We start from the raw sequence: 16,254 nt of genomic DNA, 5'->3' as shown, positions 1-16,254 counted from the left end.
GACATGATCGACCTGTACACCGCGGCCACGCCGAACGGCCACAAGATTTCCATCGCGCTGGAAGAACTGGAACTGCCCTACACGCTGCATGCGCTGGAGCTGTCGAAGAACGAACAGAAGGAACCGTGGTTCCTGGCCATCAATCCGAACGGCCGCATTCCCGCCATCGTCGACCGCGCGGCCGACAATTTCGCCGTGTTCGAATCGGGCGCCATCCTGATCTACCTGGCCGAGAAGACGGGCCGGCTGATGCCGTCCGACCCCAAGGGCCGCTCGCTGGTGATGCAGTGGTTGATGTTCCAGATGGGCGGCATCGGTCCCATGATGGGCCAGGCCAATGTGTTCTACCGCTATTTCGCCGAGAAGCTACAGCCGGCCATCGACCGCTACCAGGGCGAGAGCAGGCGCTTGTTCCGCGTGCTCGACGGCCACCTGAAGCAGCACGAATACCTGGCCGGCGATTATTCGATCGCCGATATCGCCAACTGGGCCTGGGTGCGCACCCACAACTGGTCCGGCGTACCGACGGACGACCTGCCGCACCTGACGCGCTGGCTGGCCACGGTGGGCGAGCGCCCGGCCGTCAAGCGCGGCATCCAGCTGCCGCCGTCGCAGCTGGACCGCACGGCCAGCGACGAGAAAGCCCAGCAGTTTGCAGCCGAAGCGCGCAAGATGCTGGAAACCGGACAATCCCGCGAACAAGGAGTTTGATGATGAAGCTGTACACCGCATTCCGCGCGCCGAATCCGCGCCGCGTCGCCATGTTCATCGCCGAAAAGGGCATCGAGGGCATCGAACATGTGATGGTGGACCTGGGCGCCGGCGAGCATAAAAGCGCCGCCTACCTGGCCAGGAATCCTTTCGCGCAGGTGCCGGCGCTGGAACTGGACGATGGCCGCATGCTGTGCGAAACGCGCGCCATCTGCACCTGGCTGGAAGGTTATGCGCCGGAGCCGAACCTGATGGGCGAAGGCTACGAGGAGCGCGCCTTCATCGAGATGGCCGACCGCCGCGTGGAACTGCGCCTGTTTGCCGGCATCGCCAACTGCATCCGCCATACCCATCCGGGCCTGGCGTCGCTGGAGCAGCCGCAGTTCCCCGAGTTTGGCGCGGCGCAGGGCGAGAAGATGCGGGCAGTGGCGCGCTGGCTGGACCAGACCCTGGCCAGCCAGCCCTACGTGGCCGGCGCCCGTTTCACCATCGCCGACATCACGGCCTTCTGCGCGCTGGAGTTCGCGCGCGGGCTGATGAAGTTCCGGCCCGGTGCGGAAGGCATGGCGCATTTGCAGGCGTGGCGTGACCGGATTGCCGAGCGGCCGAGTGCGGCGATGAGCTGATTGCGCGAAGTTCGATTTATACGTTGAGAACCCGTCGCTTTCCGGTGCCCGCCTTCACGCCAGCCCGCTTTGGATTATCATTGTTGGCGATTTTGAATTTCTGATCTTTCGCCAACCCTGGCGCGGCCACCCCGCGCCACCTACCTCAGGAAAACATGATGCCCCAGCTCAAACTGACTTATTTCGATTTCCACGGCGGCCGCGGCGAGCCTGCCCGCCTGGCGCTGCATATCGGCGGCATTCCATTTGAAGACCACCGCTTCGCCTTTCCCGAGTTCGCCGAATTGCGCAAGGCGACGCCGTTCGGCCAGGTGCCCACGCTGCACGTGGACGGCACCCTGGTCACGCAGAGCGATGCCATCCTGCGCTACGCGGGCAAGCTGGCCGGCCTCTATCCGACCGACCCTTACCAGGCCTTGCTGTGCGATGAGGTGACCTATGTGGTGGAAGACGCCAACGTCAAACTCGGCCCCAGCTTCCGCATGACGGGCGACGAGCAGAAAGCGGCGCGCCTGGCCCTGGTCAACGGTTCCATGCCCGTCTACCTGCGCTGGCTGGAAGCGCAGCTGCTGGCGCACGGCGGCCAGTACTTCGCCGACAACCGCCTCACCGTCGCCGACCTGAAGGTGTTCGTCGACGTGCGCAACCTCAACTCCGGCCGCCTGGACCATGTGCCGACGGACCTGGTGCAAAGCGTCGCGCCGGCGCTGAACGCCCACCTGGAGCGCATCGCCAACACCCCGGCCATCCAGGCGTACTACGCCAAATTCAGCGCCAGGTAAGGCGCCAGCAGGGTCGCCACGCCCCAGGCGACGAAGATGACACCTGTGGCGCGGCTGATCCAGTGGCCTGCAGGTGTCAGCTTTTCCACCAGCACGTAGCCGGCCAGCCCGACGATCCAGGCCAGGTTCATCACGCCGCCCACGAACAGCAGCAACATCAACGCCCAGCAGCAACCCACGCAGTAGGCGCCGTGCCGGATGCCCATCCGCAGCGCGCCCAGCCTGCCGCTGCGCCAATGGGCCAGCACGAAATCGAGCGGCGACTGGCAATGGGCCAGGCAGGCCGATTTGACGGGCGTCCACTGGTAGATGCCGGCCGCGACGAGCGTGCCCCCGGCCAGCACGATGCTGGTGCTTTCCATCATGGGCGACAGCAGGGCCGCCCGTTCCAGCAGATATTGCAGCGCGACGGCGGCAATGCTGAACAGGCTCCACACGGCAAGGTAGCCCAGCGCGAACAGCGCGACGGCGGGTCCCGGTCCGCCCGCGGCCGTGTTGCGGCGGGCGATGGTCGCGTGCAGCAGTATCATGGGCAGGGCGCTGGGCAGCATCATGGCCACCATCATGACCACCCACATGCACAGCATGATGAGCGCGTGCGCGGCGGTCCATGGTCCGGCGCTCATGGGCATGAGCATGCCGTCCATGTCCTGCATGGTGCCGGCGCCGGTGAGCAGGTAGGCCCACGCCAGCGCGGCCACGAGCGCCACCGCCACGACCGGCAGCGCCCGTTCGTGGTGCAGGATGCGCGCCAGGGTTGCCGCTGTCATGGCCCGCGCTGCGTTATCCCAGCACGCCGGCCGGGCTCTGGATCACATGGGCCAGGGTGCTGTGCTTGCCTTTCGTGGCGAAGGCAATGGCGCCCGTGCTGTCGATGTCCGACGATGCAATCTGTCCCTCGCGGTGCTCGAACCCGTCGGGCAGGACGATGGCGGCGCGCAGCGGTGCGCCCGTCACGGGATTCTTGATCGGTTCCACTTCGGTGCTCAGCACGCCGGGAATGACGATGCGGGCCTTGCGTTCGCCCTGGTCGAATTCAAAGCTGATGGGGGCGAAGACGGGGTCGTGCATCTTGGTCACGATCAGGCTGAAGATGTTGAACAGCGTGCCTTCCTGCGAGTTCTGGCCCGACAGGATGGCGAACAGGGCGTCGCGCTGCGCCGCCGTGGCGCGCTCGTCGATGATGGGCTGGGCCTGTCCATTGCCCTCGTGTAGGGCGCCGGGGAAGTGGACGGTGACGCAGAAGGTCAGCCCGTCGAGCCGCGTTGCCTCGAAATAGCCGGACGTGATATGCATGGCGACCAGGCCCTTGCAATATCCCTCCGTCGGTCTTGCATTAAAGTCGCATGGGCACCCATAGGCACAGGTGCAGTTCTTTACCCAATCTCCTTCCAGACGCCAGTCTGCGGTTGCCATGATCGCCTCCCTGAAAGTTGCGCGCGCGGTAATGCCACATGCTTCACTGTAGGTCGCATCTCAGCAAAGACAAGCCCGGCGTGCTGAGCCGCAAAACGCGCCAATACGGCACAGCCATGCGCACAATTGAAGTGTGAAACAACGCACGGAAGAGTTACGTGAACTATATTGAAAGCGACATCGGGTGGCTTCCGCCGTGAAGCCGTGGGCGCGGCCAACAGGTGCCCATCCGTGCAGGCACTGGCATCAGTCCAGGGCGGGGCGCGCTGTTTGCGGCGCGCCGCGGCGCTGGAGGAGGGCAAGGGCGCCCCCGTGTGCGCCCGTTTTCATCGGGAGAAGAAGATGTGCAAGCAGACTGCTTTGATGTTGCTGCTCGCGGCTGGCCTGGCCGGCTGGGGCATGAACGCACACGCCCAGTCCGGGCAAACCGCTTTCGGTCAAGCCACCGTCGAACCGGCGGTAAACCTTGCGGACGGCAGTACCGTCTATTTGTTGACGCCCAGTAAGGCGCCGTTCCCGGCCATGGCCAATCCACGGGCCGCGGCCCCGCTCTATTTGCCCGCCTATCCCAGCAATTCGACGATCAATCCGGCTACCCTGAACTGCCAGCCGCACAATTGCGATCACGTCAATGTGCTGCCGTTCCCGGCGCCCGGCTATCCCAACGGCGGGGCGGCCTGCGTCCAGTATGGCTATCCGGCCAACCAATGCGCGCTGCTGATCGGCCATGACCACCTGATCGGGGTGCCCCATACGGGCGACTTCAACGTCGCATGGTCCGTGGTGCTGGTCGTCTTCACGCCGGAAGGGCTGGCCGCGGGCGCCGCCAACCACCGCACCTTGACGCTGGTGGACGTCGCCAACCTGGTCACGCGGGGCTGGGCATACGAGGTGGTCACACCGATCACCTTCAACTGCAGCATCGTGCCCGCATCGCTCTATTACAAGGGCACGCCGCTCAGCTTCTAGCGGACTGTCACGCTGAATCGGCCGCGCCGCTCACGCCACCACGTTGCGCGGCGCGTCCGCCACCCACGCTTCGATATTGTCGATCAACTGGTCGGCCAGCGTCTGCATGGCCTGGCCGCTGGCCCAGGCCGTGTGCGGGGTGAGGATGAAGTTGGGCAGGCGCAGCTTGAGCAGTACGTGCTCGTCCGGCGGCGGTTCCTGGGTCAGCACGTCGAAGCCGGCGCCGGCGATGGTGTGATTGAGCAGGGCGTCGGCCAGCGCCTGCTCGTCCACCAGGCCGCCGCGCGCCGTGTTGATCAGCAGGGCGCTGCGCTTCATGCGGGCCAGTTCCGGCGCGCCGATCAGGTGGCGGGTCTGGGCCGTCAGCGGCAGGTGCAGGCTGATCACGTCCGACGTTTCCAGCAGCTCGTCCCACGACACCTGGCGCACGGCCGTATCGTCCACGGGCGAGCGCGTATGCACGCACACTTCCATGCCGAAGGCGCGCGCCAGCGCCGCCACCGACTTGCCCAGCGCGCCGTAACCGACCAGCCCCAGGCGGCTGCCGGCCAGGTCGGCGATGGGATGGTCGAGCAGGCAGAAGCGGCCCGCCTGCTGCCAGCGGCCCGCTTCCACGTCGGCCCGGTAGGCCAGCAGGTTGCGGCGCAGGGCCAGCATCAGGGCGAAGGTGTGTTCGGGCACGCTGTGGACGGCGTAGTTGCGGATGTTGGCCACGACGATGCCGCGCTCGCGGCAGGCGGCCAGGTCCAGGATGTCGGTGCCGGTGGCGGCCACGGCGATCATCTTCAGTTGCGGCAGCCGGGCCAGGTCGGCCGCCCGCAACGGCACCTTGTTGGTGATGGCGATGGTGGCGTCGCGCAGCCGTTCCACCACGTCGGCATGGGCCGTGGCCGGGTACTGGCTCCAGTGGTGGGGAAAGGCCGGCAGGCGCACGCTGGCGAGCAGGCTGTCACGGTCGAGGAAGACGATGCGGTGCGACGGGTTCATCGGGCATTCTCCAGTGCGGTGGCGGCGCGCGCCGGTTTGGGCAGGCGCATGCCGGGATGTTGGGCAAACAGTTCGGCCACCCATTCCACGAACACGCGCACCTTGGCCGACAGGTGGCGGTTCTGCGGGTAGACCACGTGGATGGGCACGGGTTCGGACGTCCAGTCGGGCAGCAGCAGTTCCAGCCTGCCGTCGGCGATCAGCGGCTCCAGCACGAAGCGCACGGCCTGGATGATGCCCAGCCCGGCCAGCCCCGCGCTCAGGTAGGCGTTGGCGTCGTTGACGGCGATCGAGCCGGGCAGCATGGTTTGCACCTTCTCGTCGCCGCGGCTGAAGTCCCATTCGAAGATCTTGCCGGTGCGGGACGAAAAATAGTTCACGCAGCGGTGGCGCGGCAACTCGTTGGGGTGCTGGGGCCGGCCGTAGCGCTCCAGGTAGGATGGCGCGGCGCAGGTGAGAAAGTGCAGAAAGCCCACCCGCCGCGCGATCAGGTTGGAGTCGCCCAGGGCGCCGCCGCGCACGCAGCAGTCCACCCCTTCCTCGATCAGGTCCACGGGGCGGTCGCTGCAGCCCAGTTCCAGTACGATGTCGGGATAGCGGGCGAAAAAGTCGGGCAGGGCCGGCACCAGCACTTCGCTGGCCAGTCCCGTGGGCGCGTCCACCCGCAGCCGGCCGCTGGGGCTCAGGCGCGTGCGCGACAGCGATTCCTCCGCTTCCCGCACGTCCGACAGGATGCGCAGGCAGCGTTCATAATAGGCGGCGCCGTCGGCCGTCACGCTCACGTGGCGCGTGGTACGGTGCAGCAGCTTGACCGACAGGGCCGCCTCGAGCGACTGGATCAGGGTCGATACGGTCGCCTTGGGCAGTTGCATGTTGTCGGCCGCGCGCGTAAAGCCGCCCGCGTCGACCACCTGTACAAATACTTCCATCGCTTGCAGTTTATTCATCTTCCCCACTCATTGTTCGGATTCGTGAACAATCAATTCGACATTGCCTCATTTATCTAATTGTAGTGGAAGTTTATGATTGCCGTACTGCAGCATGGAACGCGGCCCCCTTCGGGCAGGCGCCGGCAGTTTGGGAGGGAATCATCATGGCATATCGGACTGAAATCATGGCAACGATCGCATTGACGCTGGGCGCGGCTGCGCTGGCGGCCGTCGTCTACACCGATACCTACGCGCTGGCGGCCCAGGCCGAGGCAAGCGGCTACCATGCCCTGACCGAACAATGGCAGGCCAACGGCGACGTTATCGCCTGCGCCGACGACGTCGCGCTGACGGTGCATCAATGAACGCGGTGCTGTCGGACCAGCTCAAGAGCCGCAACCTGGACGTGCGCGGCGTGGACGGCATGCTGCCGGCCCGCCTGTACAGCTACGGCCCGGCCGGCACCAGGCGCGACGCGCTGATCGTGTTCTTCCACGGCGGCGGTTTCGTGACGGGCGGGCTGGAGGACAGCGACCTGTTCCTGCGTCACCTGGTCAACGACAATCCGGAGCAGCTGGTGCTGGCGGCCAGCTACACGCTGGCGCCCGTGCGCCCGTTCCCGGCCGCGGTGGAAGATGCGCACGCCATCCTGAACTGGGCCCGCAAGAACAAGGCCAAGCTGGGCTGGACCGGCAAGCAGATGATCGTGGCCGGCATCGAGGCGGGCGCCAACCTGGCCGCCGTCAGCGCGCTCATGTCGCGCGACCGCGGCGGCCCGCCGCTGGCCGGCCAGCTGCTGATCATGCCCATGCTGGACCCGGGCCTGAGCACCGGCTCCATGCGCTGCAACAGCGCGGGGGCCGACATGGTGGACGTAGCCGACGCCTGCGCGGCCGGCTACCGCGGCTATCTGCCCAACGCGGCCGACCGCACGCACCCGTATGCGTCGCCGCTGCAGTCGAGCCGTTTGAAGAATTTGCCGCCGGCACTGATCCTGTCGGCCGAGGATGACCCGCTGCGTGACGAAGCGGAACTCTATGGCGCCAAGCTGATCGCCTGCGGCATCAAGACCACCGTCAGCCGGCTGCCGCCGGCGCCCCTGCACGAATCGGGGGCGCGTAATGAATGCGCGTGCAAAGTCCACGCGCTGGGAGAAATCGCCAGCTTCATCGCTGGCCTGGACCGGACCGAGACGCCGCCAGCCGCATAAGGGATCCCCGCCACCTTAGCAAGACCCGAACGACGCTGCGCGTGGCCCGCCGCCGCAGCGGTAGTACCGTGTTGCCTCGAATTTTGCCCGAGTCGCCCGGTTCCGCCATATCTATTAAAGATTTTCATAGAAAAAGGAATTAACATGAAAAACATGAAACACTTGACCGCTGTAGCCCGGCCCCTGGTCGCCGCTATGGCACTGGCGGGGCTGGCCGCGATCGGTCTGGCAGGGTGCGATGAAGCAACCGGCAAGCCGGCCGAGGCGCCGGCTGCCGGCGGCCCGCCCATTTCCGCCGCCGTCGTGGTGGAAAAAGCCGTCACCGAGACCCAGGAGTTTTCGGGCCGGCTGGAAGCGGTGGAGCGGGTCGAGATCCGCTCGCGCGTGAGCGGCTTCATCACGGCTGTCAATTTCAAGCCGGGCAGCGAAGTCAAGCAGGGCGACGTGCTGTTCGTGATCGATCCCCGTCCTTACCAGGCCGAGCGTGACCGGGCCGAGGCGGCCGCCGGTTCGGCCCGCGCCAAGGCCGACCTGGCCAAGCTGGAACTGGTGCGCGCCGAGAAGCTGCTGGCCGACAAGGCCATCGCCCAGCGCGAATATGACGAGAAAGCGTCCGGCCTGAAAGAGCTGGACGCCAACGCCCGCGCCGCCGTGGCCCAGTTCGAGGCGGCCAAGCTGAACCTGAGCTACACCCAGGTGCGCGCCCCCATCAACGGCCGCGTCAGCAAGGCCGAGATCACGCTGGGCAACCTGGTCGATGCGTCGGCCGTGCTGACCTCCGTCGTCTCCACCGACCGCATCTACGCCAGCTTCGACGGCGACGAGGACACCTACCTGCGGGTGGGCGCCATGTCGCACAAGGGCCAGCCGGTGACGGTGAAAGTGGGCCTGGCCAACGAGAACGGCTACCCGCACGAAGGCAAGCTGGAATTCGTCGACAACCAGCTCGACCCGCAGACGGGCAGCGTGCGCATGCGCGCCACCTTCGCCAACGCCGACCGCACCCTGGTGCCCGGCCTGTTCGCCCGCGTCCAGCTGGACGGCGGCGCCGGCGGCAACGGCGGCCAGTCGCACGCCATCCTGATCAACGAGCGGGCCGTGGGCACGGACCAGAACCGCAAGTTCGTGTTCGTGGTGGGCGCCGACAGCAAGGCCGAATACCGCCCCATCAAGCTGGGCCAGGCCTTCGACGGCCTGCGCGTGGTGCGCGAGGGCTTGAAACCGGGCGAGAAGATCATCGTCAACGGCCTGCAGCGCGTGCATCCGGGCGCGCCCGTCACGCCGCAGGTGGTGGCGATGGACTTCGATCCGCTGGCCGCCAACGTGGCCAAGCCGGAAGCGAAAAAAGCAGACAAGGTAGCGGCCGTCAGCACCGGCGACGCTGCCACCAAGAAGGAATAAACCATGAACATATCGCGTTTTTTTGTCGACAAGCCCATCTTCGCCGGTGTGCTGTCGATCATCATCTTCGTTGCGGGCCTGATCGCCATCTTCAAGCTGCCGATCTCGGAATACCCGGACGTGGTGCCGCCGTCGGTGGTGGTGCGGGCCCAGTACCCGGGCGCCAATCCCAAGATCATCGCTGAAACGGTGGCCGCGCCGCTCGAAGAGCAGATCAACGGCGTCGAGAACATGCTCTACATGTCGTCCCAGAACACCTCCGACGGCGCGCTGGCGCTGACCGTCACGTTCAAGATCGGCACCAACGTGGAGCAGGCCGAGACGGCCGTGCAGAACCGCGTGCAGCGCGCCTTGCCGCGCCTGCCCGAGGAAGTGCGCCAGATCGGCGTGACGACCGTCAAGTCCTCGCCCAACCTGACCATGGTGGTGCACCTGCAGTCGCCCAACGGCCGTTACGACGACCTGTACCTGCGCAACTACGCGGTGCTCAACATCAAGGACCAGCTGGCCCGCCTGCCTGGCATGGGCGAGGTGTCGCTGTTCGGTTCGGGCGACTACGCCATGCGCATCTGGCTCGACCCGCAGAAGGTGGCCGCGCGCGGCCTGACGGCGGGCGACGTGGTGGCCGCCATCCGCGAGCAGAACGTGCAGGTGGCCGCCGGCGTGATCGGCGCCGGTCCCACTAAAAATGCGGACTTCCAGCTGACCGTCAACACCCAGGGCCGGCTGCAGAGCGAAGAGGAATTCGGCAACATCATCATCAAGACCAACGCCGTCGGCGCCGTCACGCACCTGAAGGACGTGGCGCGGATGGAGATGGGCTCCAATTCCTACGCCCTGCGCTCGCTGCTGAACAACAATTCGGCGGTGGCCATCCCCATCTTCGAGGCACCGAACGCGAACGCGCTGCAGCTGTCGCACGACGTGCGCGAGACCATGGCCCGTTTGTCGAAAGATTTCCCGGAAGGCGTCACGTACAGCGTTGTATATGACCCGACCCAATTCGTGCGCGAATCGATCCGTGCCGTCATCCACACCCTGGTCGAAGCGGTGATCCTGGTGGCGCTGGTGGTGATCGTGTTCCTGCAAACCTGGCGCGCTTCGGTGATTCCGCTGCTGGCCGTGCCGGTGTCCATCATCGGCACCTTCGCCGTGATGCTGGGCTTCGGCTTCTCGATCAACACGCTGTCGCTGTTCGGCCTGGTGCTGGCCATCGGTATCGTGGTCGATGACGCCATCGTGGTGGTGGAAAACGTGGAGCGCAACATCGCCAACGGCCTGTCGCCGCACGACGCCACCATCCAGGCCATGAAGGAAGTCAGTGGCCCCATCATCGCCATCGCGCTGGTGCTGTGCGCCGTGTTCGTGCCGATCGCCTTCGTGTCGGGCCTGTCGGGCCAGTTCTACAAGCAGTTCGCGCTGACCATCGCCATCTCGACCGTGATCTCCGCTTTCAGCTCGCTGACGCTGGCGCCGGCCCTGGCCGCCTCGCTGCTGAAGCCGCACGACGCGCCCAAGGACAAGCTGACGCGTTTGATGGACGCCGTGTTCGGCCGCTTCTTCGCCTGGTTCAACCGCTTCTTCCACCGCACCTCGGACAGCTACGAGACCGGCGTGACGAGCATCCTCAAGCGCAAGGGCGGTTCGCTGGTGGTGTACGCCGTGCTGGCCGCGGCCGCCGGCTTCATGTTCAAGCTGGTGCCGCCGGGCTTCGTGCCGGCCCAGGACAAGCAGTACCTGATCGGCTTCGCCCAGCTGCCCGACGCCGCCTCGCTGGACCGCACCGACGCCGTGATCCGCAAGATGTCGGACATCGCCAAGGACGTGCCGGGCGTGGAAGCGTCGGTCGCCTTCCCCGGCCTGTCGATCAACGGCTTTACCAACGCGCCCAACGCCGGCATCGTGTTCACCCCGCTCAAGCCGTTCGAGGAGCGCACCAAGCCGAGCGAATCGGCCCAGGCCATCGCCGCCGAGATCAACAAGCGCATGGGCGCCATCGAAGGCGCGTTCGTGATGGTGCTGCCGCCGCCGCCCGTCAACGGCCTCGGTACCACGGGCGGCTTCAAGCTGATGCTGGAAGACCGCGACAACCTTGGCTACGATGAGCTGAACAAGGCGGTGCAGGCGGTGCAGATGAAGGCCTGGCAGAATCCCAAGCTGGCCGGCGTGTTCTCGAGCTACCAGATCAACGTGCCGCAGCTGTTCGCGGACGTGGACCGGGTCAAGGCCAAGCAGCTGGGCGTGCCGCTGCAGACCATCTACCAGACCTTGCAGATCAACCTCGGCTCGCTGTATGTGAACGACTTCAACCAGTTCGGCCGTACCTACCAGGTGCGGGTGCAGGCGGACGCCAAGTTCCGCTCGCACGCGGAAGACATCGCCCAGCTCAAGGTACGCAGCGACAAGGGCGAGATGATCCCGCTGTCGTCGCTGATGCGGGTCAAGGACAGCTATGGTCCGGACCGGGTGCAGCGCTACAACGGCTACGTGTCGGCCGAAATCAACGGCGGCCCAGCGCCTGGCGTGTCGTCCGGCGAGGCGCAGGCCGAGATGACCAGGATCGTCAACGAAGTGCTGCCCAAGGGGATCAGCTACGAATGGACGGAACTGGTGTACCAGGACATCCTGTCCGGTAACACGATGATCTATGTGTTCCCGCTGTGCGTGCTGCTGGTGTTCCTGGTGCTGGCCGCCCAGTACGAAAGCTGGACCCTGCCGCTGGCCGTGATCCTGATCGTGCCGATGTCCATCCTGTGCGCGCTGCTGGGCGTCAAGCTGACCCACGGCGACAACAACGTGTTCACCCAGATCGCGCTGTTCGTGCTGGTGGGCCTGGCGTCCAAGAACGCGATCCTGATCGTGGAATTTGCCCGCGAACTGGAACTGCATGGCCGCACCGTGGTGCAGGCCGCGCTGGAATCGTGCCGTCTGCGTCTGCGTCCCATCCTGATGACGTCGATCGCCTTCATCATGGGCGTGGTGCCGCTGGTGTTCTCGCACGGCGCCGGCTCCGAGATGCGCCATGCGATGGGCGTGGCGGTGTTCGCCGGCATGCTGGGCGTGACCTTCTTCGGCCTGTTCCTGACGCCCGTGTTCTACGTCCTGCTGCGCAAGCTGGCCCAGCGCCTGGAGAAAAAATCCGCGACGGCCGACGTCGTCGCGGCGAAACTGGAAGGAACCCACTGATGAAACCGAACCTGATAGCCAAGGGCGTGGCCCCGCTGGTGGCGGCGCTGCTGCTGACCGCCTGCGCCGCGCCGGAATTCAAGCAGCCGAAAATGGACGTGCCGGCCGCGTTCAAGGAAACCCAGACGCCGTCGGCCGCCGAAGTACGCACGGCCGCCGACGGCAGCACCTGGAAGCTGGGCCAGCCGGCCGAGCGCCAGCCGCGCGGCGAATGGTGGCTGGCTTTCCACGACACGGCCCTCAATGAGCTGATCGCCGAGGCGACCAGGGCCAACGCCAACCTGGAAGTGGCGGCGGCCCGCGTCAAGGAGGCGCGCGCCATCGCCGGCATCGCCGAAGCGGACCGCATCCCGCAGGTGGGCGTCAACGTGGGCGCCCAGCGCAACCGGGCTTCGGCCCTGTCGCTGGGCCTGCCGGCCGGCACGCCGGTGGCGCCGGGCACGGCCTACTCGGCCAACCTGACGGCCAGCTACGAGGTGGACCTGTTCGGGCGCGTGTCGTCCAACGTCAGCGCCGCCCGCAACGACGCCGCCGCGGTGGAAGCGACCTACCGCTCGGTGCTGCTGGCGGTGCAGGCCGACGTGGCGCAGACTTATTTCCGTCTGCGCGCCACCGACGCCGAACTCGATACGCTCGAGCGCACCGTCAGCCTGCGCGAGGAGAGCGTGAAGGTCAACCAGCGCCGCTTCGACCTGGGCGACATCGGCGAATTCGACCTGTCGCGCGCCAAGACGGAACTGTCGACGGCACGCGCCGAGGCCATCGGCCTGCAACGCCAGCGCGTGACGACCGAGCATGCGCTGGCCGTCCTGCTGGGCAAGCCGGCGGCCGGCTTCACGGCCAGCGCCAGCCCGCTGCTCGACTCGTCGCTGCTGCCCGTGATCCCGGCCGGCCTGCCATCCACGCTGCTCGAGCGCCGGCCCGACATCGCCGCTGCCCAGCGCAACATGGAGGCGGCCAACGCCCGCATCGGCGTGGCCCGTTCCGCCATGTTCCCGGCGCTGACCATCAGCGCCAACGGCGGCGGCGCGGCCGGCACCTTTGCCGACGTGTTCAAGTGGAGCAGCCGGTCCTGGATGCTGGGCGCGCTGATGTCCATGCCGCTGCTCGACGGTGGCCGCAACAGCGCCAACATCACGCGCAGCGAAGCGGCCCTGCAGGAATCGGTGGGCAGCTACCGCCAGAGCGTCTTGACCGCGTTCGCCGAGGTGGAAGACAACCTGGCCGGATTGCGCATCCTGTCCGGGCAGACGGCGCAGATCGACGACGCCGTCGTCTCGGCGCGCCGTTCGGCCGACCTGGCGCAGAAGCTGTATGCGGCGGGCCGTTCCAGCTACCTGGACCTGCTCGACGCGCAGCGCAACCTGGCCACGGTCGAGCGCAACGCCGTGCAGTTGCGCGGCAACCGGGCCGTGACGACGGTGGCGTTGATCCGCTCGCTGGGCGGCGGCTGGGACGGCGCCGGGCCGGCCGTGGCGCAGCTGCCGCAGGCGGCCATGCAGGCATCGAACTGAGGCCGCCATCGGCCCCGCACCGCGGGCGCCGATGTAGGTTGAATGACAAGGAGGGCAGGGCAGCGATGCCCTGCCTTTTTTTGTAAGCAGGGCGGGGTCAGGCGGCGGCCAGGAACTGGCGCCGTTCGGCCAGCAGCTGTTCCAGGGCGGCCGGCGGCATGGGCTTGGCAAAGTAGTAGCCCTGCATGACGTCGCAACCGGCTTCGCGCAGGAAGCGCACTTGCTGCTCCGTTTCCACCCCTTCGGCCACCACTTTCAGATTCAGGCTGTGCGCCATGGCGATGATGGCGGTGGCGATGGCCGCGCCGTCACCGGGCACGTCGTTGACGAAGCTGCGGTCGATCTTGAGCTGGTCGATGGGGAAACGCTTGAGGTAGGCCATCGACGAGTAGCCGGTGCCGAAGTCGTCGATCGAAAGGTGGATGCCGGCCGTCTGGATCTGCTGCATCAGCGCCAGGTTGGCGTGCACGTTTTCCATCAGCACCCCTTCCGTGATCTCCAGTTCCAGCAGCGCCGGCGGCAGGCCGGTCTCGGCCAGGATGGCGTGCACGTCGGCCATCAAGTCGCTGTCGCGGGTCTGGCAGGCCGACAGGTTGACGGCCACGTGGCTGATCTCGTCGAGCAGGCCGGCCGCGTGCCAGGCGGCGGCCTGGCGGCAGGCCGTCTGCAGCACCCAACGTCCCAGCGGCACGATCACGCCGCTTTCCTCGGCCACCGGGATGAATTCGACCGGGCTGACCGGTCCCAGCTCCGGGCAGGTCCAGCGCGTGAGCACTTCCAGCCCCGTCATGCGGCCGCTGGCCACGTCGATCTGCGGTTGATAGTGCAGGCTCAGTTCATTGTTTTCCAGCGCGCGGCGCAGGTTCGCTTCCAGCTGCAGCCGTTTGCGGGCGCGCTGCTCCATCTCCGGCTTGAACGTCTCGTAGTCGTTCTTGCCCTGGTTCTTGGCGTAGTACATGGCCGTGTCGGCGCCGCGCATGAGGGCCTGCTCGTCGCGCGCGTGCTGCGGATAGACGTTGACGCCGATGCTGGCGCTTACGTACAGCAGGTGATGGTCGAGCTGGAACGGGGCGGCCAGCGCCCGCAGGATCTTGCGCGCCACGGCGTCCGGCTCCGTCTCGTCCTCGTGCGGCTCGACGATGACGACGAATTCGTCGCCGCCGATGCGGCAGATCACGTCGGTGGTGCGCAAGGTCTGTGTCAGGCGCTGCGCCACCATCTGCAGCAGCACGTCGCCGCTGTTGTGGCCCAGCGTGTCGTTGACGACCTTGAAGTTGTCCAGGTCGAGCAGCAGCAGCACCACGCTGGTCTCCTGGCGGTCGGCGTGTGCCAGCGCCGTGGCCAGCTTGTCGTTGAAGGCGTTGCGGTTGGGCAGGGCGGTGACGGGATCGACGTGGGCCAGGTAGTGCAGGTGGTCCTCGGCGCGCTGCACGGCGCGCCGCATGCGCGCCACCAGCAGCCAGGCCAGCGCGTAGGAGCCGGCCGCCACCACCAGGGTAAAGCCGGTGAAGCTGGCCAGGCGCTGGTACAGCGGCGCCATCGAAGCACGGATCAGCACCGTGCCGATGCGCGCGCCATTCGCCTCCACCGGCTCGAGCACTTCCACATGGCGCGCGCCGAATTCGTAGCGCGGCGGCGGCAGTGGCTGGTCGCTGGCCGGCATGGCGTCGGCCGGCCGGCGCTGGTAGCCGGCCAGCAGCACGCCGGCAGGGTCGTAGATGCCCGCGCCCTGGACGCTGGGCGACAGCGCCAGCCCGGCCAGCGTTTCGGTGGCGGCGCGCCGGTCCTGGAACAGCAGGGGCGCGCTGCTGTTGCTGCCGACGATGCGGGCCTGCACCTGCAAGTCGTCGCGCAGGGCGCCGCGCAGGGCGATGAACTGGACCACGATCAGCAGCACGCCGGCCAGCGCCAGGGCGGCGCCGGCGGCCAGCATGTTGAGGTGGGCCACGCGCCGGCCCAGCGCGCGGGTCGAGATCTTGGCGCGGGCGATCATTGCACGCTCCTGGCCAGGCGCAGCAGCTTGGAGCTGATAGTCAGGTGCGCCTGGCGGGCGGCCGCCAGGTCGGCGTCGAACACGATGCGGGCATGGTCCATGGCCAACGCCAGGATCGCGCCGGCGGCGCCGATCACGCGGTCGTCGGCTACCGTCAGCACGCTGGCGCCGGCCAGTTCGGGGCGCAGCGCGTGCCAGCGTTCGCGGTCCTGGCCGTCCAGGAACAGCACATTGCAGGCGCGGGCTGCGGCGCCGCTGCCGGGCTGGCGCAGCTGCACGCGGTGGCCGTTGATCTGCTTGTCGCCCAGCGCGGCCAGCGCGCCGTGCAGCGAATTGCCCGGATAGGCGCACAGCTGCAGCGGCGCGCCGCCGGGCAGCGCTTCGGCCGGCCATTCCGTGAAGACGGCGAAGTTGAACACGAACGCCGCCTTGAGGTCGTATTCGGCCACCTGGGCCGTCGCCAGGCTGCAGCCGCAGCAGGCCGCCAGCACCAGGGCGCGCAGCAGCCGGGTGGTGGTGGGGAGCGGGGC

15 protein-coding genes are annotated in these 16,254 nt (G+C 67.1%); 9 read left to right on the top strand and 6 right to left on the bottom strand.

The features are described 5' to 3' along the window. Nucleotides 1-3: 3 nt before the first annotated feature. From AC3WOS_RS18850 to AC3WOS_RS18840, 3 genes are all read left to right on the top strand, one after another. Nucleotides 4-711: a glutathione S-transferase family protein gene (locus tag AC3WOS_RS18850; RefSeq protein ID WP_492717556.1), complete on the top strand. Its 708-nt coding sequence runs from the start codon at nt 4-6 to the stop codon at nt 709-711. Between the two features lie 2 nt (nt 712-713). Next, entirely contained in the window at nt 714-1,337 is a 624-nt protein-coding gene (locus tag AC3WOS_RS18845) for a glutathione S-transferase family protein (protein ID WP_492717616.1), read from the top strand. A gap of 158 nt (nt 1,338-1,495) precedes the next feature. Next, nucleotides 1,496-2,119: a glutathione S-transferase family protein gene (locus AC3WOS_RS18840; protein ID WP_492717555.1), complete on the top strand. Its 624-nt coding sequence runs from the start codon at nt 1,496-1,498 to the stop codon at nt 2,117-2,119. Here AC3WOS_RS18840 and AC3WOS_RS18835 read toward each other — a convergent pair. Then, complete coding sequence (locus AC3WOS_RS18835) at nt 2,095-2,889, bottom strand: DUF2182 domain-containing protein (RefSeq protein ID WP_492717554.1); 795 nt, start codon at nt 2,887-2,889, stop codon at nt 2,095-2,097. The genes AC3WOS_RS18840 and AC3WOS_RS18835 overlap by 25 nt on opposite strands. Nucleotides 2,890-2,902: 13 nt before the next feature. After that, entirely contained in the window at nt 2,903-3,535 is a 633-nt protein-coding gene (locus AC3WOS_RS18830; protein ID WP_492717553.1) for a DUF1326 domain-containing protein, read from the bottom strand. Between the two features lie 342 nt (nt 3,536-3,877). Here AC3WOS_RS18830 and AC3WOS_RS18825 point away from each other — a divergent pair, with 342 nt between their 5' ends. Beyond that, the gene (locus AC3WOS_RS18825; RefSeq protein WP_492717552.1) at nt 3,878-4,504 is read left to right on the top strand and encodes a hypothetical protein; all 627 of its coding nucleotides are present in this window, start codon (nt 3,878-3,880) and stop codon (nt 4,502-4,504) included. Between the two features lie 30 nt (nt 4,505-4,534). On the opposite strand, the gene AC3WOS_RS18820 is transcribed toward AC3WOS_RS18825, so the two are convergent. Together AC3WOS_RS18820 and AC3WOS_RS18815 are read right to left on the bottom strand one after the other, a co-directional pair. Continuing rightward, nucleotides 4,535-5,491 carry a D-2-hydroxyacid dehydrogenase gene (locus tag AC3WOS_RS18820; RefSeq protein WP_492717551.1) on the bottom strand — a complete coding sequence of 319 codons (957 nt, stop codon included), beginning with the start codon at nt 5,489-5,491 and terminating at the stop codon, nt 4,535-4,537. Further along, nucleotides 5,488-6,438 carry a LysR family transcriptional regulator gene (locus tag AC3WOS_RS18815; protein WP_492717550.1) on the bottom strand — a complete coding sequence of 317 codons (951 nt, stop codon included), beginning with the start codon at nt 6,436-6,438 and terminating at the stop codon, nt 5,488-5,490. The genes AC3WOS_RS18820 and AC3WOS_RS18815 overlap by 4 nt, the downstream gene beginning before the upstream one ends. A gap of 167 nt (nt 6,439-6,605) precedes the next feature. On the opposite strand from AC3WOS_RS18815, the gene AC3WOS_RS18810 reads away from it, so the two are divergent. The 5 genes from AC3WOS_RS18810 to AC3WOS_RS18790 all read left to right on the top strand — a co-directional run bounded on the left by AC3WOS_RS18810 (nt 6,606) and on the right by AC3WOS_RS18790 (nt 13,731). Beyond that, nucleotides 6,606-6,785, top strand: coding sequence for a hypothetical protein (locus tag AC3WOS_RS18810; RefSeq protein ID WP_492717549.1), 180 nt, complete (start codon nt 6,606-6,608; stop codon nt 6,783-6,785). Further along, a complete protein-coding gene (locus AC3WOS_RS18805) occupies nt 6,782-7,630 on the top strand; it encodes an alpha/beta hydrolase (protein ID WP_492717548.1) in 849 nt (282 codons plus the stop codon). Before AC3WOS_RS18810 ends, AC3WOS_RS18805 begins: the two co-directional genes overlap by 4 nt. 144 nt (nt 7,631-7,774) lie before the next feature. Continuing rightward, the gene (locus tag AC3WOS_RS18800) at nt 7,775-9,031 is read left to right on the top strand and encodes an efflux RND transporter periplasmic adaptor subunit (protein WP_492717547.1); all 1,257 of its coding nucleotides are present in this window, start codon (nt 7,775-7,777) and stop codon (nt 9,029-9,031) included. 3 nt (nt 9,032-9,034) lie between these two features. Continuing rightward, nucleotides 9,035-12,217, top strand: a complete 3,183-nt coding sequence (locus AC3WOS_RS18795) for an efflux RND transporter permease subunit (protein WP_492717546.1) — start codon at nt 9,035-9,037, stop codon at nt 12,215-12,217. Continuing rightward, complete coding sequence (locus AC3WOS_RS18790) at nt 12,217-13,731, top strand: efflux transporter outer membrane subunit (protein ID WP_492717545.1); 1,515 nt, start codon at nt 12,217-12,219, stop codon at nt 13,729-13,731. Before AC3WOS_RS18795 ends, AC3WOS_RS18790 begins: the two co-directional genes overlap by 1 nt. A 97-nt stretch (nt 13,732-13,828) precedes the next feature. Here the strand turns inward: AC3WOS_RS18790 and AC3WOS_RS18785 are convergent, their stop codons facing one another. Beyond that, on the bottom strand, nt 13,829-15,724 hold the full coding sequence (locus AC3WOS_RS18785) for a putative bifunctional diguanylate cyclase/phosphodiesterase (RefSeq protein ID WP_492717544.1): 1,896 nt from the start codon (nt 15,722-15,724) through the stop codon (nt 13,829-13,831). Further along, nucleotides 15,721-16,215 carry a YfiR family protein gene (locus AC3WOS_RS18780; protein ID WP_492717615.1) on the bottom strand — a complete coding sequence of 165 codons (495 nt, stop codon included), beginning with the start codon at nt 16,213-16,215 and terminating at the stop codon, nt 15,721-15,723. Before AC3WOS_RS18780 ends, AC3WOS_RS18785 begins: the two co-directional genes overlap by 4 nt. Between the last annotated feature and the right edge of the window lie 39 nt (nt 16,216-16,254).

Source organism: Rugamonas sp. FW305-51 (assembly GCF_058786935.1).
The sequence above is the reverse complement of the archived record's forward strand: the minus strand, read 5'-3'. Positions and strand labels throughout refer to the sequence as shown.